This is a genomic window from Ruegeria sp. P8, assembly GCF_056534665.1.
Genome location: NZ_JBQERC010000017.1, coordinates 1 through 24,619, shown reverse-complemented (window position 1 = coordinate 24,619; position 24,619 = coordinate 1). Strand labels below are relative to the sequence as shown.

The 24,619-nt window shown below is 56.6% G+C and carries 20 protein-coding genes and 1 pseudogene; 13 read left to right on the top strand and 8 right to left on the bottom strand.

What is annotated here, in order from left to right; genetic code table 11:
• Window positions 1-212 precede the first annotated feature (212 nt).
• From pnp to ACR0BZ_RS16490, 3 genes are all read left to right on the top strand, one after another.
• Window positions 213-2,363, top strand: a complete 2,151-nt coding sequence (gene pnp, locus ACR0BZ_RS16500; RefSeq protein ID WP_480920760.1) for a polyribonucleotide nucleotidyltransferase — start codon at window positions 213-215, stop codon at window positions 2,361-2,363.
• Window positions 2,364-2,448: 85 nt separating this feature from the next.
• Window positions 2,449-3,672: an AAA family ATPase gene (locus ACR0BZ_RS16495; protein ID WP_480898844.1), complete on the top strand. Its 1,224-nt coding sequence runs from the start codon at window positions 2,449-2,451 to the stop codon at window positions 3,670-3,672.
• Window positions 3,673-4,093: 421 nt separating this feature from the next.
• The gene (locus ACR0BZ_RS16490) at window positions 4,094-5,098 is read left to right on the top strand and encodes a Hint domain-containing protein (protein WP_480920759.1); all 1,005 of its coding nucleotides are present in this window, start codon (window positions 4,094-4,096) and stop codon (window positions 5,096-5,098) included.
• Window positions 5,099-5,110: 12 nt separating this feature from the next.
• Here ACR0BZ_RS16490 and ACR0BZ_RS16485 read toward each other — a convergent pair whose 3' ends face one another.
• The gene (locus tag ACR0BZ_RS16485) at window positions 5,111-5,746 is read right to left on the bottom strand and encodes a DUF1326 domain-containing protein (RefSeq protein ID WP_480920758.1); all 636 of its coding nucleotides are present in this window, start codon (window positions 5,744-5,746) and stop codon (window positions 5,111-5,113) included.
• Between the two features lie 266 nt (window positions 5,747-6,012).
• On the opposite strand from ACR0BZ_RS16485, the gene ACR0BZ_RS16480 reads away from it, so the two are divergent.
• Window positions 6,013-6,702, top strand: a complete 690-nt coding sequence (locus ACR0BZ_RS16480; RefSeq protein WP_480920757.1) for an outer membrane protein — start codon at window positions 6,013-6,015, stop codon at window positions 6,700-6,702.
• A 130-nt stretch (window positions 6,703-6,832) separates the two neighbouring features.
• On the opposite strand, the gene ACR0BZ_RS16475 is transcribed toward ACR0BZ_RS16480, so the two are convergent.
• Complete coding sequence (locus tag ACR0BZ_RS16475; RefSeq protein ID WP_480482809.1) at window positions 6,833-7,483, bottom strand: peroxiredoxin; 651 nt, start codon at window positions 7,481-7,483, stop codon at window positions 6,833-6,835.
• Between the two features lie 214 nt (window positions 7,484-7,697).
• Between ACR0BZ_RS16475 and ACR0BZ_RS16470 the strand changes: the two genes are divergently transcribed.
• Entirely contained in the window at window positions 7,698-9,137 is a 1,440-nt protein-coding gene (locus ACR0BZ_RS16470) for an aldehyde dehydrogenase family protein (RefSeq protein ID WP_480920756.1), read from the top strand.
• 61 nt (window positions 9,138-9,198) lie between these two features.
• On the opposite strand, the gene ACR0BZ_RS16465 is transcribed toward ACR0BZ_RS16470, so the two are convergent.
• Together ACR0BZ_RS16465 and ACR0BZ_RS16460 are read right to left on the bottom strand one after the other, a co-directional pair.
• Window positions 9,199-9,633 (bottom strand): glyoxalase superfamily protein, encoded by a 435-nt coding sequence (locus tag ACR0BZ_RS16465; RefSeq protein WP_480474265.1) that lies wholly within the window; start codon window positions 9,631-9,633, stop codon window positions 9,199-9,201.
• 177 nt (window positions 9,634-9,810) lie between these two features.
• Entirely contained in the window at window positions 9,811-10,662 is an 852-nt protein-coding gene (locus ACR0BZ_RS16460; RefSeq protein ID WP_267365305.1) for a bifunctional helix-turn-helix domain-containing protein/methylated-DNA--[protein]-cysteine S-methyltransferase, read from the bottom strand.
• 117 nt (window positions 10,663-10,779) lie between these two features.
• On the opposite strand from ACR0BZ_RS16460, the gene nth reads away from it, so the two are divergent.
• From nth to ACR0BZ_RS16445, 3 genes and pseudogenes are all read left to right on the top strand, one after another.
• On the top strand, window positions 10,780-11,424 hold the full coding sequence (gene nth / locus ACR0BZ_RS16455; protein ID WP_209505105.1) for an endonuclease III: 645 nt from the start codon (window positions 10,780-10,782) through the stop codon (window positions 11,422-11,424).
• Complete coding sequence (locus tag ACR0BZ_RS16450) at window positions 11,421-12,410, top strand: adenosine kinase (RefSeq protein ID WP_480482801.1); 990 nt, start codon at window positions 11,421-11,423, stop codon at window positions 12,408-12,410. The genes nth and ACR0BZ_RS16450 overlap by 4 nt, the downstream gene beginning before the upstream one ends.
• Window positions 12,411-12,674: 264 nt before the next feature.
• Window positions 12,675-12,773 (top strand): annotated as a pseudogene (locus ACR0BZ_RS16445) (IS6 family transposase); the annotation flags it as partial.
• Window positions 12,774-12,855: 82 nt separating this feature from the next.
• Here ACR0BZ_RS16445 and ACR0BZ_RS16440 read toward each other — a convergent pair.
• Window positions 12,856-13,761, bottom strand: a complete 906-nt coding sequence (locus ACR0BZ_RS16440; RefSeq protein ID WP_480920755.1) for a LysR family transcriptional regulator — start codon at window positions 13,759-13,761, stop codon at window positions 12,856-12,858.
• Window positions 13,762-13,858: 97 nt separating this feature from the next.
• On the opposite strand from ACR0BZ_RS16440, the gene ACR0BZ_RS16435 reads away from it, so the two are divergent.
• The 3 genes from ACR0BZ_RS16435 (at window position 13,859) to ACR0BZ_RS16425 (ending at window position 18,168) form a co-directional block, all read left to right on the top strand.
• Window positions 13,859-15,385 carry a sulfatase family protein gene (locus tag ACR0BZ_RS16435; protein ID WP_480774278.1) on the top strand — a complete coding sequence of 509 codons (1,527 nt, stop codon included), beginning with the start codon at window positions 13,859-13,861 and terminating at the stop codon, window positions 15,383-15,385.
• Between the two features lie 38 nt (window positions 15,386-15,423).
• On the top strand, window positions 15,424-17,010 hold the full coding sequence (locus ACR0BZ_RS16430) for an ABC transporter substrate-binding protein (protein ID WP_480487811.1): 1,587 nt from the start codon (window positions 15,424-15,426) through the stop codon (window positions 17,008-17,010).
• An 882-nt stretch (window positions 17,011-17,892) separates the two neighbouring features.
• A complete protein-coding gene (locus ACR0BZ_RS16425) occupies window positions 17,893-18,168 on the top strand; it encodes a DUF4142 domain-containing protein (protein ID WP_480920754.1) in 276 nt (91 codons plus the stop codon).
• Between the two features lie 577 nt (window positions 18,169-18,745).
• On the opposite strand, the gene ACR0BZ_RS16420 is transcribed toward ACR0BZ_RS16425, so the two are convergent.
• The 3 genes from ACR0BZ_RS16420 to ACR0BZ_RS16410 form a co-directional block, all read right to left on the bottom strand.
• Entirely contained in the window at window positions 18,746-19,921 is a 1,176-nt protein-coding gene (locus ACR0BZ_RS16420; RefSeq protein ID WP_170400931.1) for an alpha/beta hydrolase, read from the bottom strand.
• A gap of 254 nt (window positions 19,922-20,175) precedes the next feature.
• A complete protein-coding gene (locus tag ACR0BZ_RS16415) occupies window positions 20,176-20,922 on the bottom strand; it encodes an outer membrane protein (RefSeq protein ID WP_253282656.1) in 747 nt (248 codons plus the stop codon).
• A 68-nt stretch (window positions 20,923-20,990) separates the two neighbouring features.
• Window positions 20,991-22,064, bottom strand: a complete 1,074-nt coding sequence (locus ACR0BZ_RS16410) for an AraC family transcriptional regulator (protein WP_480920753.1) — start codon at window positions 22,062-22,064, stop codon at window positions 20,991-20,993.
• A gap of 479 nt (window positions 22,065-22,543) precedes the next feature.
• Here ACR0BZ_RS16410 and ACR0BZ_RS16405 point away from each other — a divergent pair, with 479 nt between their 5' ends.
• Together ACR0BZ_RS16405 and ACR0BZ_RS16400 are read left to right on the top strand one after the other, a co-directional pair.
• Window positions 22,544-23,599 (top strand): DUF1214 domain-containing protein, encoded by a 1,056-nt coding sequence (locus ACR0BZ_RS16405; protein WP_170431627.1) that lies wholly within the window; start codon window positions 22,544-22,546, stop codon window positions 23,597-23,599.
• Between the two features lie 17 nt (window positions 23,600-23,616).
• The coding region (locus ACR0BZ_RS16400) for a DUF1254 domain-containing protein (protein WP_480920752.1) at window positions 23,617-24,619 on the top strand (1,003 nt) is incomplete at its 3' end.

Sequence of the window (24,619 nt, the reverse complement as noted above, 5' to 3'; positions counted from 1 at the left end):
GCGAGGGGGCAGGGCCTGCCTCAGCATGATCCGGCCAGCTTTTTCGGTTTCGCTTTCCTTCCAACGCATTCTCATGTATGCGCGCGGTATCTGAGACGTTGTGCCCTGACCCCGGCACTCGAACGGAAGATAAATGGGGTCGGCGGCAATGGGGCCGCCATGCAAAACCGGAGACCCGCAGGGGCGGGAGTGCTCCGTTCTAGGATACGCATATGTTTGATGTAACGAAGAAATCGATGCAGTGGGGCGAGGAGACGCTGACACTGGAAACCGGCAAGGTTGCCCGTCAGGCCGACGGCACCGTGATTGCCACGCTGGGCGAAACCAGCGTCATGGCCAACGTGACCTTTGCCAAGCAACAAAAGCCCGGTCAGGACTTTTTCCCGCTGACCGTACATTACCAAGAGAAATATTATGCCGCCGGTAAGGTTCCGGGTGGCTTCTTCAAGCGCGAAGCGCGCCCGACCGAGAAAGAGACGCTGACCGCGCGTCTGATCGACCGTCCGATCCGCCCGCTGTTCGTTGACGGTTTCAAAAACGAAGTTCTGGTGATGTGCACCGTGCTGAGCCACGATCTGGTCAATGATCCCGACATCGTCGCGATGATCGCCGCGTCGGCTGCGCTGACCATTTCCGGCGCGCCGTTCATGGGCCCGATCGCCGGTGCCCGCGTTGGTTTCGTGGATGGCGAATACGTCCTGAACCCGACCGTGGATGACATGCAGGACCTGCGCCTGAACCCTGAACAGCGTCTGGATCTGGTTGTTGCCGGTACCAAAGACGCCGTGATGATGGTTGAATCAGAAGCCTATGAGCTGTCCGAGGCCGAAATGCTGGGTGCCGTGACCTTTGCGCATGAGCAGATCCAGCCGGTCATCGACCTGATCATTTCGCTGGCCGAAGACGCCGCGAAAGAGCCGTTTGAATTCGTCGCACCCGATTACTCGGAGCTTTATGCCGCCGTTTCGGCTGCCGGTGAAGAGCAGATGCGCGCCGCGTTCGCGATCACCGACAAGCAGGAGCGCACCGCCGCTGTTGCCGCTGCCCGTGAAGCGATCAAGGAAGCGCTGAGCGAGGAACAGCTGGAAGACGCCAACCTTGGTTCGGCGATGAAGAAGCTGGAAGCCGGTATTCTGCGCGGTGACGTCGTCAAGGGCGGCAAGCGCATCGACGGTCGTTCGACCACCGATGTGCGTGCCATCGAAGCCGAAACCTCGTTGCTGCCGCGCACACACGGCTCTGCCCTGTTCACCCGCGGTGAAACTCAGGCGCTGGCCGTGACCACGCTGGGCACCGGCGACGATGAGCAGTTCATCGACGCGCTGCACGGCAACTTCAAATCGAACTTCCTGCTGCATTACAACTTCCCCCCCTATTCGGTTGGTGAAGTGGGCCGCGTGGGTTCGCCCGGCCGTCGCGAGATCGGCCACGGTAAGCTGGCATGGCGCGCACTTCAGGCGGTTCTGCCTGCGCCAACCGACTTCCCCTATACCATCCGCGTGGTGTCCGAGATCACCGAATCCAACGGCTCCAGCTCGATGGCGTCTGTCTGCGGCGGTTCGCTGTCGATGATGGATGCGGGTGTTCCGCTGAAAGCCCCGGTTGCCGGTGTGGCCATGGGCCTGATCCTGGAAGATGACGGGTCTTACGCAGTTCTGACCGACATTCTGGGTGACGAAGACCACCTGGGCGATATGGACTTCAAGGTTGCGGGTACTGCAAACGGCATCACCTCGCTTCAGATGGACATCAAGGTCGCGGGCATCACGCCTCAGATCATGGAAACCGCCCTGGCACAGGCCAAGGACGGCCGGATGCACATCCTGGGCGAGATGGGCAAAGCCCTGTCCGAGACCAACGAGTTCTCGGTCCACGCGCCGCGAATCGAGACCATGAACATCCCGACCGACAAGATCCGTGAAGTGATCGGTTCGGGCGGCAAGGTCATCCGCGAGATCGTCGAGGTTTCGGGTGCCAAGGTCGACATCAACGACGATGGCGTCATCAAGATCGCATCGCCCGATGGGGAATCGATCAAGAAAGCCTATGACATGATCTGGTCGATCGTGGCCGAGCCGGAAGAAGGTCAGGTCTATACCGGCAAGGTGGTCAAGATCGTCGATTTCGGTGCCTTCGTGAACTTCTTTGGCAAGCGCGATGGTCTGGTCCACGTGTCCCAGATCGAAAACCGCCGCCTGAACCATCCGTCGGATGTTCTGAAGGAAGGTCAGGAAGTGAAGGTCAAGCTGCTGGGCTTTGACGATCGCGGCAAGGTTCGCCTGTCGATGAAAGTGGTCGATCAGGAAACCGGGGAAGAGATCGTTCCCGAGAAGAAAGAAAAGAAAGAGGAAAGCGCAGAGTAATCTGCTTCTTACTTGATATTTTTATGGGGCTCCGGTGGAATTACCGGAGCCTTTGTGTATTCTGAGAGCAAATTCTGAGGTGAACATGAAGTTTAATCCGTTTGTACCGTTCGGGATCGCTTTTCCTGGAATGTTCATTGGACGGTTCGATGAGATTGAGGCGATTGAACAGGCTCTTTTTCAGACAAAGAATAACAACCCTCAGCACCTCCTCATTTCCGGCGAGCGTGGCATAGGAAAATCATCATTATTGAATTATGCAGATCTAATAGCCCGCGGAGAGATCAACGTCGAAGCTTTAGAATTCAATTTCTTGACTGTTTCTACCGACTTAGCAGGCGTTCAAACGCAGGGTGGAATCGTTAAGCAAATTGGACGTGAACTAAAATCCAAGCTCCGTTCGCACGAGAACCTTAAAGAAAAAGCAAAGCTGGTTTGGGAGTTTCTTTCCAATTGGGAAATATTGGGCGTCGCCTATAGAGGAAAAGAGGAAGAGATCGACCCCGACGAAGCACTTGATGATCTGGTTTCCCTCTTCGTCGACATCTCGGAGACACGCAACTTTGACGGAATCGCAGTGCTTCTGGACGAGGCAGACACACCTCCGGTGGAAGCTGGCCTGGGAGAATTTTTAAAAATTGTAACGGAACGCTTGGCGAAGCGAGGTTGCAACGACGTATTGTTCTTGCTCGCTGGTCAGTCGATTCTTGTTCAAAAGCTTCGGGATTCTCACGAGTCATCTCTTAGAGTTTTTCAGGTTTTGACCATGCAACCACTTGAACCGAAAGAGAGAAAGAATGTAGTCCGTGTAGGCATCGCTAGAGCAAATGAAGAAAACGAACGCAAAACAAAAATTGATGAAGAAGCAACTGACCTGTTGAGCGATCTTTCTGAAGGATACCCACACTTCCTTCAGCAGTTTTGTTACTGTGCTTTTGACACCGACACGGATGACGCGATTGATTTGAAAGATGTACTTCATGGTGCTTCGGCAGAGAACGGCGCGATAGATCAACTCGGTGCGAAGTACTTCAGCGAGATGTACTATTCAAAGATTTGGTCTGACGATTATAGACGAGTTTTGGATTTTATGGCTGAACACGGCGACGGTTGGGTTGCACGCAAGTCAATTATTGAAGGCTGTGAAGTATCCGCTTCTAATGTGGATAATGCTCTTGCGGCTTTAAAAAAGCGCGAGATTATCTTAGCTGATGAAGCGCGCAAAGGGTTTTATCGGTTACCTACAAGGTCTTTTGCAACTTGGATAACTGTCGTTTCCAGCACTCATTCTGAAAATGTTTTGCAATAATGTTTCACTACCGTCCACTAACCTCCGCTACCTTCCACTAACCTCCGCTACCTTCCGCTAACCTCCGCTACCTTCCGCTAACCTCCGCTACCTTCCACTAACCTCCGCTACCTTCCACTAACCTCCGCTACCTTCCGCTAACCTCCGCTACCTTCCACTAACCTCCGCTTCTACCACCCACATATCCGCATATGTGAAATGCCGGGGCTAGGTTGGTTTTGCTTAAAGAGGAAAGCGCAGAGTAATCTGCCCACCCTCTGATTGAATGCGAAAGGCCCCGGTTTCGACCGGGGCTTTTTTTGTCCGCGCGGTCAGGAGTGTCGGGCGTCCCGTGGCTTGGTAAATCAATTATTAACACTTCATGCGTGTATTTACTCAACCATAAGGATGATCATGTTGCATTCAGGGATGCTTTTCGACCGTGGCCTCGATAACCGTTTTCGAAATCAGCGCAGACCCCTACAGCAATAAAAGCGTCGATATTACTGCCGCTTATTCCGTTGATATCACCGACAATGACGCCCTGTTGCAGGATCCCGACCCTGACAGCGCGCAGCTTGATCTGTCGGCCCTGCCCGGTTTTTCCGGGACAAGCCAGAATTTCAGCACTTTCGAAAGCTATTCGGGGACGGTGAACGGGGCGCCTGTCACCTTCATTCTGGTTCAGTTCTCGAACCCGCGCTACATCATCGTCACCTCGGGTCAGGCGCAGCTGAACGATACGATCACGGGGACCAGCTTTGGCGGGACGGCAGCGCCAACTACTTATCAGACCCTGCCGTCTTTCGTGTGCTTTACCGCCGGGTCCCTGATCCGGACACCCGCCGGGCTGCGCCGGGTCGAAACCCTGAACCCCGGCGACCCGGTTGTCACTGCCAAGGGCCATATCCGCCCGGTGCGCTGGGTCGGCAGGCGTCGCTTGTCAGCGCAGGAGTTGCAACAGGACCCTCATCTCTGTCCGGTTCGGATCATGGCGGGATGTTTCGGGCCAAACAGCCCCAACCGTGATCTGGTCGTCTCGCCACAACACCGGATCGCCGTCACCTCGGCGATGATGGAGCTGATGCATTGCGAGACCGCGATGCTGGCCCCGGCCAAGGGGCTGATCAACGGGCGGACAATCGTTCAGGAGCTGCCCGCGCAAGGGGTCGAGTATGTCCATATCCTTTTTGACCGGCATGAGTTGGTGAATGTCGAAGGCATCTGGTCCGAATCCTTCTATCCCGGTGACACGACACTGGGCGCGATGGCACCCGCCACAAGGCGCGAGCTGTTCACCCTGTTCCCGGAACTGGCCTGCGGTGCCGGTGGCTATGGGTCAACCGCGTTGCCGGTGCTGAAACCCTTTGAGGTTCGGGTACTGAAGGCGGATCTGACGCTGCCCTGCTGGTCATCGGTCCCGAACACATCTGCGCACGCCGCCTGACAGGGGGGCCGATCAGTGGGTAACCCCGCCGGGCCCATGTTTCAGAAGATGCCACTGGCCATAGCTGTCCTTCAGGTCCAGCTTTATCGCGGCATCAGAGCGTGTCGAGGCGCTGCCAATCTCGGCAATGGAAAACTCGATCCCGCCCGGGATATCGATGCGGACCCGATGCGCGCCGCCACCATGCGGAGCCTGAATCGGCTGTCCGGTGGATTTCAGAACATCACCAACGGTAACGCTGGCCGTGCGCTCTTCGAGGTCCATCTCGAACTCGATCGGCAGGTAGAGCGTGTCATGAACCGTCTCGCACATCGCCCTGAACACATACCAATGCGTCGCCATCTCTTCGGTTTCTTCACCGTGAAAGACCTTTTCCAGCGCGTCGCGCTGTGCCGGGGTTGCTGCGGGATCAACGATCACCTGCATCTCGCCGCCGCCTTCAAAGATCGGCCCCGGCCAGGCATAGATCAGCGCGGCTTTGGTCCCGCTGAGGTCGGTGTCACTGAAATACCCTTTGGTCACCTCAAGCACTTCGAACCCCCGGCAATCGCCATGGGTCGGCAACTCTTCGAACTGGCAGGGGCAGGCATAGCCGCAGTTGCAGTTCCCGAAACTCTCTCCTTCAACATACCAATCTGTAAAAGCCATGGTCTTCTCCTGCTTTGAACAGTCCGAAAGCCCGAGGTGATTGGTCGCATGCCTGAGTTTTGCCCCCGCGCACCCTATCACAAATTGCCCGGAACCAGAACCTGAGGGCCATGAGACGGCAGATGAACGGTCCTGCCCAGCCCCGGATCTATTCATTCACGCGCGTCCAAAAACCTGTGAAACGAAGTGATGGCCCTGCGCCTTTCCTTTCCGTCAAGCCCGCCCACATCGAGGCCAAGCAGAGTTTTGGAGCAACGGAGACAATCATGTTCAAGCGCATTTTACTTACCTCAACGGCCCTCGCCGTCAGCGCGACGGCGCTTGCCGCGCAGAGCCTGGGCGACGGCACCTATGTTCAGGGCTTTGTCGGGTACAGCCAGCTGCAGGACAGCGATTTCGCGGGCACGATCGGCGGCGCGCCGCAATCGGTCGACACGGAGTTCGACGCGGGGTTCGGTCTGGGCGTGGCCATCGGCAAGGAGATCCCGCAATGGTCCAATGACAGGTTCGGCACGCGGATTGAGCTGGAGCTGTCTTACCGCGACAGCGACGTGGATGGTGTGAACTTCTCGGGCAACGGGCCGGGGGCCGAGGGCAATATCTCGGGCGATGTCACGCAGACCTCATTGTTTGCCAATGTGCTGTTCGATTTCAAACAGGCGGGTGCGCTGACGCCCTATGCCGGGTTTGGTCTGGGGGCCACCTATTCGGATCTGGATTTTGCCTATGGGCCCGGTGTGGCGCTGGATGACAGCGACACCGCCTTTGCCGCGCAGCTGATCGCCGGTGTGGCTTACGAGATCAACCCGTCAACCGCCTTTACCGTCGACGCCCGCTATGCCCGCGCCTTTGACGTCTCGTCGCGGCGGCTGGCCCCGAACGGCGCGTTGACCGGCATCGTCGAAGACGATCTGGATACGTTCAGTGTCAATTTCGGGCTTCGGTACAAGTTCTGAGGTCCAGGGGCAGGTCTCCCTTCGGTTACCCTGCCCCCGCCTGCTTCATCTGGCCCCAAATATCCTCGGGGGGAAATCGTGCCGGCAGGCACGATGGGGGGCAGACAGCCCCCCTGACCCGGCACCCGCCTTAAGACGGCGCTTTGGTCTTGCGCAGATAGGGAAAGATCGTCTCGAACGCGCCGAATTTGGCCTTGGCGTCTTCGTTCGACACTGAGGGCGGGATGATCACGTCTTCACCCGGCACCCAGTTGGCAGGCGTTGCGACACCCTTCGACGACATCTGCAACCCGTCCAGCGCGCGCAGGATTTCCGCAAAGTTGCGGCCCACGGTCATCGGATAGGTCATCGACAGTTTCAGCTGCTTGTCAGGGCCGATGATAAAGACCGACCGCACGGTGGCGCTGTCCGCCGGGGTGCGACCATCAGGCAGGTAGGCTTCGGCGGGCAGCATATCGAAGGCTTTCGACACCGCCAGCCCCTCATCAGCGATGATCGGGAAACCGGGATTGGCCTTGCCGTATTCCTCGATGTCCTTCTTCCACTTCTTGTGGTCTTCGACACCGTCAACCGACACACCGATCACCTTGGTGTTGCGCGCGGCCCACTCGTCACTCAGCTGCGCGACGGCCGAGAATTCGGTGGTGCAGACAGGCGTGAAATCCTTGGGGTGCGAGAACAGAATGGCCCAGCTGTCGCCAATCCAGTCGTGAAACTGAATGGTGCCCTGATCTGTTTCTGCGGTGAAGTTCGGGACCGTATCGTTGATGCGCAAACCCATGGGGTATCTCCTTTCCAGTATTAACCTGAGTCGATTGCCTGAAACCTAATCACTTTGCCCACGGGTTAAAACTTGCATCGTGGTCGCGGCCCGGAAATTCACCGGTTTCACAGGAAAAATAATTTGATCAAATCACCTATTGCCCCCTGTTCGCTTGGGTGACAGAGTGTCGGCGAACAGGCGGATTCTAGCTGGACCGACAGGAGGGCTCAGGATGATCGAAAAGCGGAATTTTTATATCAATGGTCAATGGGTCGCGCCGTCGCAACCCAATGATTTCGAGGTCATCAACCCCTCGACCGAGGAGCCGTGCGCGGTGATCTCACTGGGTGGGCAGGCCGACACGGATGCGGCAGTTGCCGCCGCCAAGGCCGCCCTGCCGGGCTGGATGGCAACGCCGGTAGAGGCCCGCATCGCACTGGTCGAGAAGCTGATCGACATCTACCAGACCCGCGCGGAAGATCTGGCGCAGGCCATGTCGCTGGAAATGGGCGCGCCGATTGACATGTCGCGCAGCCAGCAAGTTGGTGCAGGCACATGGCATTTGCAGAACTTCATCCGCGCCGCCAAGGCGTTTCAGTTTGAACGCCCTCTGGGGGATCACGCCCCGAATGACCGGATCATCTATGAGGCGGTTGGCGTGGCCGCATTGATCACGCCCTGGAACTGGCCGATGAATCAGGTCACGCTCAAGGTCGGTGCGGCGGCGATTGCGGGCTGCACGATGGTTCTGAAACCCTCCGAGCAAAGCCCGCTGAATGCGATGATCTTTGCCGAGATGATGGACGAGGCAGGGTTCCCGCCCGGTGTGTTCAATCTGGTGAACGGCGATGGCGCGGGCGTTGGCTCGCAGCTGTCGGGTCATCCCGATGTGGATATGGTCAGCTTTACCGGCTCGACCCGTGCGGGTACGGCGATTTCGAAGAACGCGGCGGAAACGCTCAAGAAAGTGCATCTGGAACTGGGCGGAAAAGGCGCCAATGTGGTCTTTGCCGATGCCGATGAAAAGGCTGTCAAACGCGGTGTCCTGCACATGATGAACAACACCGGCCAGAGCTGTAACGCCCCCAGCCGGATGCTGGTGCAGCGCCCGATCTATGATCAGGCTGTTGAGATCGCCGCCGAGGTCGCCAGCAAGGTCACGGTGGGCAGCGCCGCAGAAGAGGGCCGCCATATCGGACCCGTCGTGAATGAGGTTCAGTGGACCAAGATTCAGGACCTGATCCAGAAAGGTATCGACGAAGGGGCACGTCTGATCGCGGGCGGCACCGGACGCCCCGAGGGGCTGAACAAGGGCTATTATGTCCGCCCGACGGTCTTTGCCGATGCCAACAACCAGATGACCATCGCCCGCGAGGAAATCTTTGGCCCGGTTCTGACCATGATCCCCTTCGACACCGAGGAAGAGGCTGTCGAGATCGCCAATGACACACCTTATGGCCTGACCAATTATGTGCAGACGCAGGACAAGGCGCGCGCCAACCGCATGGCGCGGGTTCTGCGGTCGGGCATGGTCGAGATGAACGGCCAGTCGCGCAGCGCGGGCTCTCCGTTTGGTGGGATGAAGCAATCCGGCAACGGGCGCGAAGGCGGCGTTTGGGGGCTGGAGGACTTTCTGGAAGTCAAATCCGTCGGCGGTTGGGCGGCTGAGTAATACACCCTGCGCAGTGCAAGATGAGAGGGCGAGGCAACGCGGTTGCCTCGCCCGTGTTATGTCAGACAGGCCGCACCACTAGCTGGGGTTCCCCGTCGGACGTATGGCGACGGGAACGACCGTCCCAACCAATCTCTCCGGTCACGCGTTGGCGATAGGCCGAGAAACTGTCGAACCGGACCACATCGACGGGCGTGTCGAACTGCAGGGTCACCCGGCGGTGCGCACCGTCCCCCAGCATGGTCAGACCACGAATTTCCGCCGTGAACGGCTGGCCCAGGTATCGACCTTCGACCCGGTCGCCCACGCGCAAGCGCATCCGGTTGCCCGCCATCGCGTGCAATGTGTTCCAGTCGCGCACCCCATGTTGATGAGCCACCAGTTCCAGGGCCTGACCGTGCGACAGCTGAACGCCGGTGTCGTGCAGTTTCCGTCGCAGGCGTTTGGCCTGCTCTTTCAGCTCCTCCAGCGGAGCGATGTCTTGTGACAGTGTCATGTTTTGCCTCGTTTCCTTGAACGGGCGCGAGTTTAGGACGGGGTTCGCATTACCATCCGCGCGCCGGGAAAGGGCAACAGATGTTTGTTCAACCGGGTTTCACCAAAGCCTATGGCCGCGAACGGCAGGGGACCCGAACCTGCGTTGCTTTTTGGCAGCGGTCGGGCCTTCTGTCAATCAGGCGTCGGCCTGCGCCGCCTCATAGGCCAGCATGGCCCGTTTGACCGGCAGACCCCAGTGATAGCCGCCCAACCCCCCTGATTTGCGCAGGGCGCGGTGACACGGGATCAGCCAACTGACCGGGTTTCGCCCGACCGCCGTGCCCACGGCGCGCACGGCCTGCGGCGAACCCACGCGCTGCGCGATCTCGGAATAGGTCGTCACCTGCCCCGACGGGATGTGCATCAGTGCTTCCCATACCTTGATCTGCAAGGGTGAGCCGATCAGGTAGAGCGGTGTCGGCTCTGACCGGTCGCTGGCCGTGCCGAAAGCGCTGAGAACCCATGGGCGCAGGCGCATCGGATCTTCGACATAATCCGCGTTGGGCCAGCGCGAAACCATATCCTCCATCGCCGCCTTCTCTCCGGTTTCAGCCCCGAAGGCGATGCCGCAGATGCCCTTGTCGGTGCCCATGACCAGCGCGGGGCCAAAGGGGCATTCGAACCAGCCCCAGTAGATCGTCAGACCCGCGCCCCTGCGGGCATATTCGCCGGGGCTCATGGATTCCCATTTCAGGAACAGATCATGCAGGCGGCCACTGCCGGACAGGCCCACGTTATGGGCGGTTTCAAGCGTAGTGAACCGTTCGCGCAGCAGCGCCTTGGCATGGCCCAGCGTCAGGTATTGCTGGTACCGTTTTGGCGACACTCCGGTCCAGCGCGAAAACAGGCGCTGGAAATGGGCCGGGCTCATGTCCATCTGGCGGGCCAACTCATCAAGGCTCAGGCCCTCGCCGCCCTGATCGATCAGCTCGATTGCCCGGCGCATGACGTTGTAGTGGTATCCGCTTTCGGGGGTCTGGACGTTCATGGTTGCACCTCATTGCCTGGCACAAACCATAGCGCGCGCGACACGCTGCCGCGACCCGGAACTTGCGCATTGGCTTTGGGCTTGTGTCGCGGCCCCTCGGGCGGCATTAAGGCCCGGATGGCAAAGCAACTCGACTATCATACGATCCGCGAGATCTTTACGCGCTTTCAGGAGGCCGACCCCGAACCCAAGGGTGAGCTTGAGCATGTGAATGTCTACACGCTGGTCGTGGCCGTGGCGCTGTCGGCGCAGGCAACCGATGCGGGGGTCAACAAGGCCACCCGCGAGTTGTTCAAGATCGCCGATACGCCGCAAAAGATGCTGGATCTGGGCGAAGAGGGCCTGATCGAGCATATCAAGACCATCGGCCTGTTCCGCCAGAAGGCCAAGAACGTCATCAAGCTGAGCCGTATTTTGGTCGAAGACTATGGCGGTGAAGTCCCAAATTCCCGCGCAGCGCTGCAATCGCTGCCGGGTGTCGGACGCAAGACCGCCAACGTAGTGCTGAACATGTGGTGGCGGCAGCCAGCGCAGGCTGTGGACACGCATATCTTTCGCGTCGGCAATCGCACCGGCATCTGCCCCGGCAAGGACGTAGACGCGGTCGAGCGCGCCATCGAAGACAATATCCCCGCCGATTTTCAACTCCATGCGCATCACTGGCTGATCCTGCATGGCCGGTACCATTGCAAGGCGCGCAAGCCGCAATGCCCGACCTGCATCATCCGTGATCTCTGTCAATTCGAGGACAAGACATTATGAAAACCTACCAGCTGACCGGTATCGGAAATGCCGTTGTGGACGTGATCTCGCAGGCCGATGACAGTTTCCTGGAACTGATGGGCATTGAAAAAGGCATCATGCAGCTGATCGAGCAGGAGCGTGGCGAGCTGCTGTATGCCTCGATGGAGGGTCGGGTACAGACACCGGGCGGGTCTGTTGCCAACACGATTGCGGGCGCAGGTGCGCTGGGGCTGGATGCTGCCTTTATCGGGCGGGTGCATGACGATGCGCTGGGCCGGTTCTATGCGGATGCGATGAACGAAGATGGCGTCGATTTCGTCAACCCGCCGGTTCCGGGCGGGGAATTGCCGACCTCGCGCTCGATGATCTTTGTCTCGCCCGATGGCGAGCGGTCGATGAACACCTATCTGGGCATCTCCTCGGAACTGTCGTCGCATGACGTGCCCGATGAGGTCGCCGGAAGCAGCCAGATCATGTTCCTTGAGGGCTATCTGTTCGACAAGGAAAAGGGAAAGGCCGCGTTTCTTGAGGCCGCGCGCGCCTGCCACAAGGGCGGCGGCAAGACCGGGATCGCCATTTCCGACCCGTTCTGCGTGGAACGGCACCGGGTCGATTTCCTGCTGCTGATCGAGAATGAGCTGGATTTCGTCATCGGCAACGAGGCCGAAATCAAATCGCTGTTTGAAACCGACGATCTGGAAGAGGCGCTGATCAAGACCGCCGAGATTTGCCCGCTGGTGGTTTGCACCCGCTCGGGTGATGGCGTGACCGTCCTGAACGGAGGCGCGCGCATCGACGTGCCGGTCAAGAGGATCGTGCCAGTAGACGCAACAGGTGCCGGTGACCAGTTCGCCGCGGGGTTCCTGTATGGAATGGCCACAGGGCGCGATTACGAGACCTGCGCCAGGATCGGCAACGTCTGCGCCCGCGAGGTCATCAGCCATATCGGCCCAAGACCCGAAGCGGATATGCTGGAATTGTTGCGGGAAGAAGGGCTGCTTTGAGCCCATTTTGTTGAAAGACTCCTCCTTTATCGAAGGCTAAACGGCCAATCCGCATGTTGCGGGCTGGGTATTGCTTTGTGATCCGGTCCGCGCGGTGGTTTTGTGAAGGGGCGCAACTGGCTTGAAGTCATTCGGACTATGGTTGGCCACTCATAGAAGCGTGCTGCCTTTTTGAGCGTCCAATCATTCTCACCCTTAAGGGTGTTTGCTTGTTTTAACCTCTGTCTACGCGCAAGTGCCTTGGATTTTGGTCTTCGTTGCCCCAAGTTTGCGCCGGAGCACACAACGCGGACCCAGAAACACGTGCGGCGTGCCAGTGTCGATTGGCGCGTGGACGAGAGGCATATCCTGGTCGGTGGCAAAAGCGGGACCCATCAACGCATGCAACAGTCCCGCAATGCCGGTGTATCCGTAGAAGTCTGAACGTCAATGAACGCTTTGTTTTTTAGCCGAGTTGTTTGGTCCACAAAACAACGCGTTCGATCTCTTGGATCAGGCAATCCTGAAAATCCCTGTCTATCTGTGAAGCGTTGATGCCAATTGGTTCAACGACCGCAAACCGATAGAGAGGAAGGCCCTCTACGATCCGCGGCCGTCCTTTGTTCCCTTGCAACCAATGAAAAACCGTAAAAGCATCCACGAGAGGCAACCCGCCGCAGGATTTGCTAAGAGTAAGTGCAGCTAAAGATGTTTCGACAGTCACCGGTGGGCGCTCACCCTCTAGCAAGTCACTTAGCGACAAAGCACTCTCAACTTCGTTGCGCAGCCCGATGATCTGATAGGGCGCCATCTGTTCCAGTGTCAGCGCCCCCTGACCTGCGGCTAAAGGGTGACCTTCGGGAACAAAACAAATATGTGGTAAGCTTCCCTCAAACAGGACGTTCATTTGCTTCAGAGAGCGCGAAACATAGGCGAAGCCTGTTCTCATCGCGCCGAAACGGGCATAGTCCAGTATCCAGTTTGAAGATCGTACCCGCCAATCGATCCGGATGTTCTTTTCCGCTATGTTCAGCCGTCTCAGGGCCTGAGGCACGAGGTCTAATGAGGCGGCGGTTATTGTGGCAATTGACAAGGACCCGCGATCCTTCCGAGCGATCTGAGAGGCGATCTCGTCCAAGTTCGCAAGGGCCGAAAAATTGCGTTTAACCTCTTGATAGAATTCTTCCGCTTCGGGGAGCGGTGTCACACCCTTACTCCGGCGACGAAACAAAGGAACGCCAAACTCCCGCTCCAGATCCGACAAAAGCCGGCTGACGCTGGGTTGTGACAGATTCAACCTGCGACCAGCAGCGGAAACCGACCCGGTTTGCATGATCGCAGAGAAGACGTTGAGTTGGTTATGGGTGAACATAGGTATTCGATTAACAAATATCAGTCGAAACAGATAGTATTATTTCAAATGTAAGCGCTGTGGTACTGTCCCGTTGTTTCGGAGGGCAGCGCCAAGAATGAAGAAAAATGTCATTTTGATTATGACGGACCAGCAACGCGCGAACAGTCTGGGCTGCACCGGAAACAAGCATGTCAGGACACCGAATATAGACGCACTGGCCCAGCGGGGCGCCGTCTTTACCAAGCATTTCACACCGCACCAGATCTGCTCTCCAAGCCGGTCCACTTTGTTCAGCGGTCAGTATGCAAGGTCGCACGGCCTGACGCGCAACGGGGTTGCCCTGCCTGAGGATCTGAAACTGATCACCCATGACTTTCAGGCCATGGGGTACAAGACCCATGGGGTTGGGAAATTCCACTTCCAACCTATTCTGGCCGGGCCAGAGCATCTTATGCCGGATTCAAACGCCTTTTGGGACTTACCGGAAAGTGAGGGATGGTGCGGCCCCTTTTACGGGTTCGACGCGGTCGACATTCTGATTGGAGAATCCGTTAGTGCCACAAAGGGTGGGCATTATGCCCGTTGGCTGGAATCTGTCGCGCCGGGAGCGGCCGAGCTCTATCTCCCGGAAAACGCGCTTGAACCGCAATGTGGGGATATTGACGAAGTTTGGAAATCGGCCATCCCTTTCGACTTGCATTACAACTCTTGGATTACAGATCGGGCCTGCGAGTTCCTGACCGAAAATGACGGGTCAGACCCGTTCTTTCTGTTTGTTTCCTTTCCCGATCCGCACCATCCTTTTTCCCCCCCTGCGCCATGGTGCGACATGTACGATCCGGCGGACATGCCAATGCCCTCATATGTGCCTGATGAGCTGTCAGCGATGCCGTCTTTCCTGCGCGACGGCGATGATGAGGAAAAAGGTAAAAGCTATGTGGACTTCCTGCGCGATCCGGGACCACCGCGAGAACAGGGTTTTTTGCAGACAACATCGAACTTCTCGGACGATTCAATTCGCCGTGCGATCGCGTATACCAATGGAATGATTTCGATGATTGACGCTTGCGTCGGCCGGATCATGGCACAGGCGGAGCATCAGGGTCTCCTTGAAGACACCGTTGTCATTTTCACCTCGGATCATGGCGAGTTGTTGGGTGATCACGGGCTTATCCGAAAAGGCCCCAGCCCCTACAGATCGCTTTTGCACGTACCGCTGATCGCTGCAGGTCCGGGGATCGAGCCTGGCGAACGTCACGGGACAACAAGTCATCTGGATCTGCGCGCGACCCTGCAGGATTTTTTGGAGCTGGAGTATCAGCCGACCGAAGGGGTCTCTTTCGCTCACCTGATGACGCAGGCAGATGGCCCGGGGCGTCGGGCGTTTTTTGCCGAATATCACCCACGTACGCGCATGGACACTTACAACCAGACGGTAATGACAGACGAATGGCGTGTCACAATCTATCCTCAAAACGCAGACTGGGGAGAGATGTTCGATCTTCGCAACGATCCGGGTGAACACGTCAATCTCTTCTTCAAAGAAGAATACCGCAGCACGCGTGACGAGATCATTGAAAAATTGTCACGACACTTTCCGCCAGCTGCGGATGCAGGCGGAGTGTCACTTGCAACCTACTAATCAAATCTGAGCTCTCAAACGACAACGGGGAAGTCACCATGAACGAACATATCAAATATCTGGCAAAACAGGCAGCGCTTGGCAAAATGCCCCGCCGTGAATTTCTTGGGAAGGCATCCGCCTTGGGGCTGGCTGCTGCAACAGCCAATCTGGCGATGTCGTCAGCGGTCAAAGCCGCTGGTCCACAAAAAGGTGGCACCATTCGCGTTGGCATCCAGGGCGGCGGCACAACTGACAGCCTTGATCCTGCGACCGCCGCAAACTCAACCGCTAATATGGTCGCCCGCCTTTGGGGTGAGACGCTCTTGACGCTTGCACCTGATGGCGGCCTTGAGCCAAAGGTCGCAGAAAGCTTTGAGGCTTCTGCCGACGCAAAAACGTGGACGTTCAAGATACGAGACGGCATCACCTTCTCAAACGGTCAGCCCGTCACTGCCGAGGATGTTCTACAGACCATCGACCGACACTCGAACGAAGAGACCAAATCCGGGGCGTTGGGCTTGTTGCGCGGTATCGCAAATATGCGAACAGATGGCGACCTGTTCATTGTCGAGCTGGAAGCGCCCAATGCGGACCTTCCATATCTGCTTTCGGATTATCACCTCGTCATTCAGCCTGGCGGCGGTAAAGAGGACCCAGCTGCTGCAATTGGCACCGGTCCTTATGTTTTGAAAGCCGCCGATATGGGTGTGCGTTTCGTGGCTGAACACAACCCCAACCATTGGGATGACACGATTGGTCATGCCGGCACGATCGAAGTGATTGTCATCAACGACAACACCGCACGAGTCGCGGCGCTGCAATCTGGTCAGGTCGACATGATTGACCGTGTGCCGCCCCGTACTGCACGTCTTGTTGACCGCGCGCCCGGTATCACGGTGCGCTCTACGTCTGGCGCAGGTCATTACGTGTTTATCATGCACGTCAATACCGCGCCGTTCGACAACCATGATCTGCGTATGGCCTTGAAATACGCCATCAATCGTCAGGAAATGGTGGACAAGATCCTCTTCGGCTACGGCTCTGTGGGCAATGACACACCCATCAACAGCTCTTATCCCCTCGCAACTGGGTTCGAACAGCGCGAATACGACCCGGACAAGGCGGCGTTCCACTTCAAGAAATCGGGTCATAGCGGGCCGGTCACGCTTCGGTCGTCCGAGAACTCGTTCCCCGGCGCATTGGATGCGGCCGCGTTGTTCCAGCAGTCCGCAGCTGCCGCGGGCATAACGCTGGATGTGAAGCGCGAGCCCAATGACGGCTACTGGTCTGAAGTTTGGAACAAGCAACCTTTCTGCACCAGTTACTGGGGTGGCCGTCCGGTTCAGGACCAAATGCTGTCCACAGCATATTTGTCCACAGCGGATTGGAATGACACCCGGTTCTTCAACGAGCGTTTCGATCAAATCGTCATCGCAGCGCGCGCCGAACTCGATGATGCGAAGCGCAAGGAAATGTACGCAGAAGCCTCAGCGTTGATCCGTGATGATGGTGGTCTGATCTGTCCGATGTTCAACGACTTTGTCGGTGCGACTTCAGATCGGATCAGCGGTTGGGTTGACGATCACAAGGGCTTTGACCTGATGGATTTCCGCGCACCGTTGAAGATGTGGGTCGCCGCTTAAACGCGCGGTTTTCGAGTTTGACCATGAACAGGCGCAGTTCTTATCCCGAACTGCGCCTGTTCAATTGCGACTCGAACCAGCGTTTCAAAAGAAATGGCACGTGTCGGGCATTGATTGGCATCCCATGCCCTGGCGAGAGGAACTACGACTTGAATAGAGCCGCTGCGGGTCTGATCCGATCCGCGCTGGTAAGGAGGGCTCAAGGATCACTTACTGTGAGTGCCAACCCGCAGCGACTGAGCGCATGTAAGAGTTGCAAACTGACACGTAAGGGGGAAGAAAACGCCGTCTGACGTCACTTTTTGAGCGACTAGTCGAAAAATCAAATCGCTTCTTAAGTTTGCGTAAACTTCTTAATGGCCACAACAACTGAATCGACGTTGCGTCAATAAAACGATACGCGAAAAGCGCGAGAAGATACTCACCGCGACAACTGTTTATCACGAAGTCAGGCCAACTCCTGCTCGGTTGGTTTGGCACTGCTGCGCCGCTCATATTTCTCCACTGCCAACGGATGTCTTTGGCATCTTTCTCGCCGTGGCTCCGCTTGGCTCGGGGTTTCTGTCTCATCTCCACTCCTTGGTGGCAACGATGTGCCAGAAACCCTCTCTTATCAAAACGACCTAAATTGTCCCATTGGCGCTGACTTCAGACAATCGTGTTCGATATGCATTTCATCGCGCATCATTCGGCCCCGTGTATTTGATGGTGGACGCTGATGAACTCGTCGCGTTGGGGCGTAGTTCCCGGTACAAACGCTGAACAATGTGTTCTACAATCCGCGTCGAAAGCACTCAGCACTGAGCTGGAAAAGCCCGGTCGCCTTCGAACGGAAAGTGGCTTAAACGAACACTTGGAGCGGCACGAAAATGTGACAGGTCCATGCTGCCTCCGGCGCGGATCGAAGCGGCCATGGAGCATGACAAGGTAATCGAGACCTTGCGCGCCGCGGGCCCCGACGGATTTGACGCAGCTTACCTGACGCATGAAGTCGCCTTTCACCGTTCTGCAATTGCGGCGGTCGAAGGGCTGCTGTTGCCCGAGGCGGATGCGCCCGAGCTGAAGGAGCATTTCAAAGCGGTCCTGCCCGCTTTCGAGCACCATCTGCATGCCAACATTGAAGCCGCAGAGAGGCTGGGTGTTGAGATAGCAAAATGACCTGGCTCTTGAGAGGCTGCCTCTCAGGATGCGGCCTCTCGGAAACACGGGACGCCTCTTGATCCGTTCGATCGGGGATCATTCCGTCGGAGCATCACGTAGCATTAATGAATGCCCTGTTGGTCAATCCACCCAGATCGTCCTTTTTCCGGTGCTAAGAATCGATGATAAAGTGACCGCGCTATAACTACAGTCCACCCTTCGCGCACAACCGGGGTTCCGCTTTACGCTGATGGCAGTCAATGTATTCAAAAGACGAAAGACCGTTTTGTTCCGCGATGTGTGAATTCGCAATCCAACGGAATATGCGCTCGCGGCGAATGTCAGCAACGCAGGTTGCAAGTGCAGCATCAGAAGACCTCGCGCAAGGTCGGCTTGGGGCCGACTTCATTGTCGTGATCTGGGCCCTCCAATGAAATGCTGCGGTTGTTCCGATGACGGCAACGAGCCCACTTCTACCGATGCTGCGCGTTGCTCGAACGTCAGCTTTGCGTTGAGCATTCTAGGTGCGTTGTCAGGCTCATAGATTAAATCCAGAAACTGGTTCTAATGGTTCTGACCCACTGGAGTCCCAGTACTAGCTGCCATTTCGAAAGCGTTGCAGTGTCTGCGGATAATTCGATGGAAAACTCCAGACAGCTTCGCCCGGAGCACGCACAAGCCCGCGCGCTTGAGGATCTCGGTCTGTAAGCAGAGAAATGAACAGGTCACTGCTGGCCCAGGGCGAAGACCGAAAGTACCAATGCCCGTTTCCTGTATCGGCTGCTTCGGCCTCGGTCACATCGATGATATGTAGGGTTTTCATCTCAGACAGTCGGCGCTGGAACAGAGACCCATTTATTGCTTCATCGGAAACCTGACCCAGACGGTCGCGGCCGAAGACCAACCGTGACATCGCCAGCGCTGAATCGGTCTGCGATTGATAGAGTGTCACACCTATAACGGCATCCAGAAGGCCGTCTTCAATTGATTGCAAGAAATAGCTTCGATCAAGATCGCTGCTGATCAGGATCAACTGCCCCAGCCGCGGCTTTGGCCCAGGCCGCAAAGCAATCTGATAGGCGGCTTCAAATGCGAGCCTTGAGCCTGCGCTGTATCCTATAAGGTGAATGCGCCGGGCGTTGGTGTTTGCCGACAAGTATTCGACAAGAGAACGCAAATTGCGGCGCGTCGCCAATGCAGATTCCTGATCCCGAAAATACGCCAAGCGATTGGGTGTAGCGGGCCAGTTGTAGCTGATGAAGGCGCCCTGATAGCCCAGAAAGTGTTGCAACTCTTTGGAGACAAGGGTCGAGTAATCAAAATCGACATTGTAGCCATGGACATAGATGAAAATGTCTTTGTTGCGAGAGGCTGCAAGGTGATCGTCAATCCATTGGGCAAACCGAAGTCCGGCTGCCTTCATCTCCTTTTGCGAAGGTGGATCGTTCATGTAGCGCGTGACACTGAACGGCATGACACCAATCTCTTGTACGTCAGACAAGCTGAGCGTGTAGTCCTTAGCGCGGTCGCGCGTCATGGTAACGTGGCGAAGCTTTTTCAACGTCGCCAATGGGGGGTTGCTTTGCACTTCGGCAATGCCGGTACGCAGAATGTGACCGCGCTCATTGTTGTAATAGGCTTGTGGGTCGCCGGGAACCGCGGGCAGCCGATCTGTAGCGTAGAATAGCTGCGAACGCTGCACGAAATTGTCTTCCGTGATGTCCTTGTAAGGGTCAAAAGCAGCCTCGGCATAGACCGTTGGGGAGGGCATCAGTTCAATTTCGTCATAGATGTTTGGCCCGCAGGCAGCGAGGACACAGAACGAACACACGGTTGCCGCAGGCAAAGCTCTGGCAATCAGTCGCCTCGTCGTTCCTTTTCTGAATTGCCTTTGTCCGACTGTTCGCATCCGGCTGCAATTGTCGGTCCCAAGCATGTCGGCACCGCTGCTCGCGCCTTGGCGCAACTTCGATACTACAGACCTGTTTGTGTTCGGCATGGCCGCCTTTCGCATAATGCCCTTACTCAGAAGCTGTAGGTCACACCCAACACGGGTCCGAATTGTGAGAGCTTGAACCTGCTGTCAACTTCACCTTTGTCGACCATGATGTAGCGATAACCTGCGCGCAAATTCCACTTTGGAGCGATCGCATAACCTACCGTTGCCAAAAACTGTGCGGTTTCGCGATCTGAGCGAAATCCACCATAGTCGGCCAAGGCAACGGCCGACCATCGGTCATTGATCTGATACCGGATACGGGCCGCAATCAGAGGGTCTATCCAATCGTCGCTGGCACTGGAACTTGGTGCCGGGGTGGGGCCGCCGACCAGAGTGATCGTGCTGCTCGTCTCAAACCAGCGAAACCCGCCACCGAGATCGACGGCCAGGTTTTGGTCTTGATAGGCCGTGTAAGCGGCATATCCACTTAAAAACTGCGTCTTCAGACTGGTTTCAGCGCCACTGAACACCGGGCCGGGAGTGTCATTGTCAAAGGACAGGTCTGTGCGCATGTAGTCCGCGATCAGCGACCACCGGCCACTTCGCGCTTCAAGTGTACCCATGAATGCCAGATCAAGGTTTTCAACCGCTTCACTGAAGCTGAGTTCCGACTCCAGCGATCCAATGGTTGTCTTGGTGTCCGCCGCGTAGATGTAGAAGCTGCCGGAAAAACTCCAGTCGGAGTCCTGTGCCACTGCTGTTGATCCGCCGGGCAGCATCGTCGCCGCAACCAGAAAACTGCTTGCGATACACCGTATTTTTAAGCACGCCATGGCCCGCTCCCCCCTTTGCCTATCCCGAGTTCGAGGCGCGGCAAAAGATGGGCCGCGCCGTTGTCCTGTTACGTTTCACAATCGCATTCGACCGGGTCGAGTATCGGAACAGATGCCTTAACGCTATTCATTTCACGGGCGCGAAACTCTGACGGTGTTTGACCCGTCCATTTCTTGAAGGCCCGTGTCATGGCCGTCGCGTCAGAGTATCCCAAATGATCAGCGATATCGCCCACCGACAACTCAGACTTGGAAAGCAGAAGTTTCGCCTGGTCACATTTGGCTTCGATGACGATGCGCGACAGTGATGTCCCATAGACAGCAAGCCGTCGGTTGAGAACCGCGCCTCGAAAACCGCATGCCTTGGCGAGCGCCGTAGCCGACAAGTCCGTGCGCCCGACCCTTGAGTTGGCAACGCTTTGGATCGAACTCAACAAGTCTGTAGGTACAGGGTTTTTTTCGTCCTGAGTGGTCAACACGTACTCGGTCGCGGTTCGGTTAACCAGTTCAAACAAAAGCCAGGCACTTGGGAAGCGGATGGAATACCCGTCTGAGCCCGCACCTACCGCCCGGATACCGTAGAAGTAAGACGGGAGCAGATCAGGACGGTTCACACGCACAAGAACCTTTTTTGCTTCCCAACGCTGACCTGCGGTTTCATGCAGCAACGTAGCCCATCGGCTGATCTGAAACGCATCCATATAGGCGGGCGAACAGCATGGCGTGAACCTGCGTTTGGCGGACAGCACGGCGAACTCTCCAGAGACATCGAGTGTCATGGTGACCGCGTTTGTGTTGTTTCCCGCATGAACGCAAAACCTGGCAATGAAATCGGCCAGCGACTTTGCTACGCGAAAGGCCTGTCCGAATGGGGATGCAACGGTCGGATCTGAAGTTTGACCAACAAGTGCTGGAAAGTCTGGGGATGTCTTTTGTGCGACGGCTTCAAACACGGCATAGACAGTGTCGTGCGGAATGAAACAACTCGGAGCGTTCAATTCCGAGAAGGATAGATCGAATTCCGCTAGGAGACTTTCTACAGATTGACCGGATTCTTGAAACGCAAGCAAAAGCGGCACGATAACCCGCCCGCGTGTAAGCGGCGGTGTTCTGTGTTGAGCATGTGCGTCATGCCCTGTCATCATAGCTCCTTAAGACCCCGCAATTGAAAGGTCGGGCACGTCAAGCATAGACCAGCGCGGCTCTGTGTCCCTGACCTGCGTCAAAGCGGAAGTCACTTTTTGAGGTAAAAAAGTCAGGTGCCCGCTGGTAGGGGCTCAATCGAATTGAACCACGCTACCCGCAGAGAGTGCGCTCTAAGAGATTGACATCACCACACGAATAATAGGACCGCCGTCGGGTCAATATGCAAAGAGAGTTTCTAGTTGTTGGCCGAAACGCTATCGCTACCTGTCATTTTTAACCAGTTTTCGGAAGCGGTCGCTCCAATCTGTCAGGGCATACATTCGAACTTTGTGGTTTGTTGGAGAGAGATGGCCAAGGCTCCAATTGTAGCATTTTAAAAAACAACAAAATGAGAGGCGTGAGAATGCGCTTTTGATCAGGTGCCGGGACCATCAAGCAATGCATTTCTGTAATTGGCTAGTGGAGCGGGCAAACTATGAATCTCACGCACAAACGCTGGAAACTTGCTGCTTTAGCTGTCTTGATTGGAAGCACAGCGACCGCTCAGAGCTTTGATACCACGGTCGATGCACTTGCTGAGACATACGAAGTGCCCATTACCATAAACAACTTTGTTCGGGCTGCTACAGACAATGAACTGAAGACGTACAATGGCCTGGCCGGAGGCGTAAATCAGTTCTTTCACTTCAAAGAACCCACCCCCATCGACAATCAGCCCACCATTCGGATGAATCGCGACACACTCTACAGCGTTGCGGTTATTGATATCAGCCAAGGCGCAACCTTGACTCTGCCCGATGTGGGCGACCGATACATGACGACGATGGTGGTCAATCAGGATCATTTCATCAATGAAGTGTTCGACGGTGGCGGTGTGTTCCAGCTTGACATGGGTACATTCCATACCCCCTACGTACTTGTTTTCATGAGAATACTGGTGGATGCCGAGAGCCCCAAGGATGTTGCGGCGGTCAATGCAATTCAGGACGGGTTCACCATTGATGCTGCCTCCGCAACGCCCTTCGAAATGCCCAATTACGACGCGGAGAGCTTTGAGGCGCTGCGCCAAGCCGCAATTGAGCTGGGCAGGTTCGCCACAGACAGCGTCCGGACTTTTGGTAAGGCAGATCATGTAGACCCATTACGCCATTTCCTTGGCACAGCAGTCGGCTTTGGTGGGCTGCCAGAAGACGAGGCCTTTTATCTTAATATCGAGCCCGGCCTGCCGCTTGGGGAATACAAAATCCAGGTCCCGGCGGATGTGCCAGTGAACGCATTCTGGTCCGTGAGCCTTTATAATGCAGACGGGTTTTTTGAACTCAATTCCCTCGACACGTATGTGGTCAACTCGGTCTCAGGCACCAAGAATGACGATGGCAGTGTGACCGTGCACTTCGGCGGTTGCAACGACGGACGTGTGAACTGTCTCCCGATCATGGATGGCTGGAACTATGCCGTGCGCCTTTATCAGCCGGGCCCAGAGGTCATCGACGGAAGCTGGGTCTTCCCCTCCGTAGAACCCGCAAACTGAACAACAGGATGCTTACGATGAAAAAGCTTCTTCTGACAGTCGCGCTTACACTCCCGACAGGCGTTTGGGCCGAAGACATGGTCGATGTGACCGTCGACACCCTTGTGCGCGCCGAGACAGATCACATGTTTCGGACCAACATGGCCAATCTCGGCCTCGCTGTTGGCGAATTGGGGCATATGCGCGAAGCCACCACACCGGATAACCAGCCCGTCATCCGCATGAACCAGGACACGCTCTACTCCGGCGTTCTGCTGGATTTGAGCGAACCCGTCGAAGTGACACTGCCTAAAGCGGATGGCCGCTATATCTCGATGCATGTCATCAATCAGGACCACTTCATGTATGCCGAGGCAGAGCCCGGCACGTATCAAATCACACAGGAAGACCTTGGTACGCGCTTTGGTTTCATCGCGTTTCGCACATTCGTCGATGTGACTGACCCGGATGATATTGCCGCCGCGCAAGCGGCACAGGATGGAATTGTCGTCAGCGGCGGTGGAACGGGCCCGTTTGACGCGCCCAACTGGAACACCGAACAACTTGCCACTGCGCGTCAGGCGATAAACGATTTATCCTTGCTGGGCACCGATTCAGCCCGCGCCTTTGGCAGAACAAAGGACGAGATTGATCCGGTTCAGTTTCTGGTCGGTGCGTTCTCGGGTTGGGGCGGTCTTCCGCCTGAGGCCGCGATCTATCTGTTGGACGCGGTCGATCAGAATGACGGCGAAACACCGCATGCGGTAACCGTCAAGGATGTGCCGGTTCGGGCGTTCTGGTCGGTGACTGTCTATAACGGTGACGGCTTTCTGGAAGCCAATGATCTGGGCGTAAACAGCTACAACGGTTACACAGCCGAAGCAGCAGAAGACGGCTCGGTCACGTTGCATTTCGGTGGGTGCGACGATGGCCGCGTGAACTGTCTGCCGATTGGACCTGTCACGTATTCGTGCCGCTCCAAGTGCTCGTTTAAGCCACTTTCCTTTCGAAAGCGACGGGGCTTTTCCAGCCTAAGGCCGA

Coding starts and splice junctions, on each gene's coding strand:
- ACR0BZ_RS16415 (WP_253282656.1), bottom strand. CDS start 20,922: ATGGCGTGCTTAAAAATACGGTGTATCGCAAGCAGTTTTCTGGTTGCG.
- ACR0BZ_RS16495 (WP_480898844.1), top strand. CDS start 2,449: ATGAAGTTTAATCCGTTTGTACCGTTCGGGATCGCTTTTCCTGGAATG.
- ACR0BZ_RS16480 (WP_480920757.1), top strand. CDS start 6,013: ATGTTCAAGCGCATTTTACTTACCTCAACGGCCCTCGCCGTCAGCGCG.
- ACR0BZ_RS16425 (WP_480920754.1), top strand. CDS start 17,893: ATGCTGCCTCCGGCGCGGATCGAAGCGGCCATGGAGCATGACAAGGTA.
- ACR0BZ_RS16435 (WP_480774278.1), top strand. CDS start 13,859: ATGAAGAAAAATGTCATTTTGATTATGACGGACCAGCAACGCGCGAAC.
- pnp (WP_480920760.1), top strand. CDS start 213: ATGTTTGATGTAACGAAGAAATCGATGCAGTGGGGCGAGGAGACGCTG.
- ACR0BZ_RS16460 (WP_267365305.1), bottom strand. CDS start 10,662: ATGAACGTCCAGACCCCCGAAAGCGGATACCACTACAACGTCATGCGC.
- ACR0BZ_RS16410 (WP_480920753.1), bottom strand. CDS start 22,064: ATGACAGGGCATGACGCACATGCTCAACACAGAACACCGCCGCTTACA.
- ACR0BZ_RS16465 (WP_480474265.1), bottom strand. CDS start 9,633: ATGACACTGTCACAAGACATCGCTCCGCTGGAGGAGCTGAAAGAGCAG.
- ACR0BZ_RS16440 (WP_480920755.1), bottom strand. CDS start 13,761: ATGTTCACCCATAACCAACTCAACGTCTTCTCTGCGATCATGCAAACC.
- ACR0BZ_RS16405 (WP_170431627.1), top strand. CDS start 22,544: ATGAATCTCACGCACAAACGCTGGAAACTTGCTGCTTTAGCTGTCTTG.
- ACR0BZ_RS16475 (WP_480482809.1), bottom strand. CDS start 7,483: ATGGGTTTGCGCATCAACGATACGGTCCCGAACTTCACCGCAGAAACA.
- ACR0BZ_RS16485 (WP_480920758.1), bottom strand. CDS start 5,746: ATGGCTTTTACAGATTGGTATGTTGAAGGAGAGAGTTTCGGGAACTGC.
- ACR0BZ_RS16430 (WP_480487811.1), top strand. CDS start 15,424: ATGAACGAACATATCAAATATCTGGCAAAACAGGCAGCGCTTGGCAAA.
- ACR0BZ_RS16450 (WP_480482801.1), top strand. CDS start 11,421: ATGAAAACCTACCAGCTGACCGGTATCGGAAATGCCGTTGTGGACGTG.
- ACR0BZ_RS16420 (WP_170400931.1), bottom strand. CDS start 19,921: ATGCCCTCCCCAACGGTCTATGCCGAGGCTGCTTTTGACCCTTACAAG.
- nth (WP_209505105.1), top strand. CDS start 10,780: ATGGCAAAGCAACTCGACTATCATACGATCCGCGAGATCTTTACGCGC.
- ACR0BZ_RS16470 (WP_480920756.1), top strand. CDS start 7,698: ATGATCGAAAAGCGGAATTTTTATATCAATGGTCAATGGGTCGCGCCG.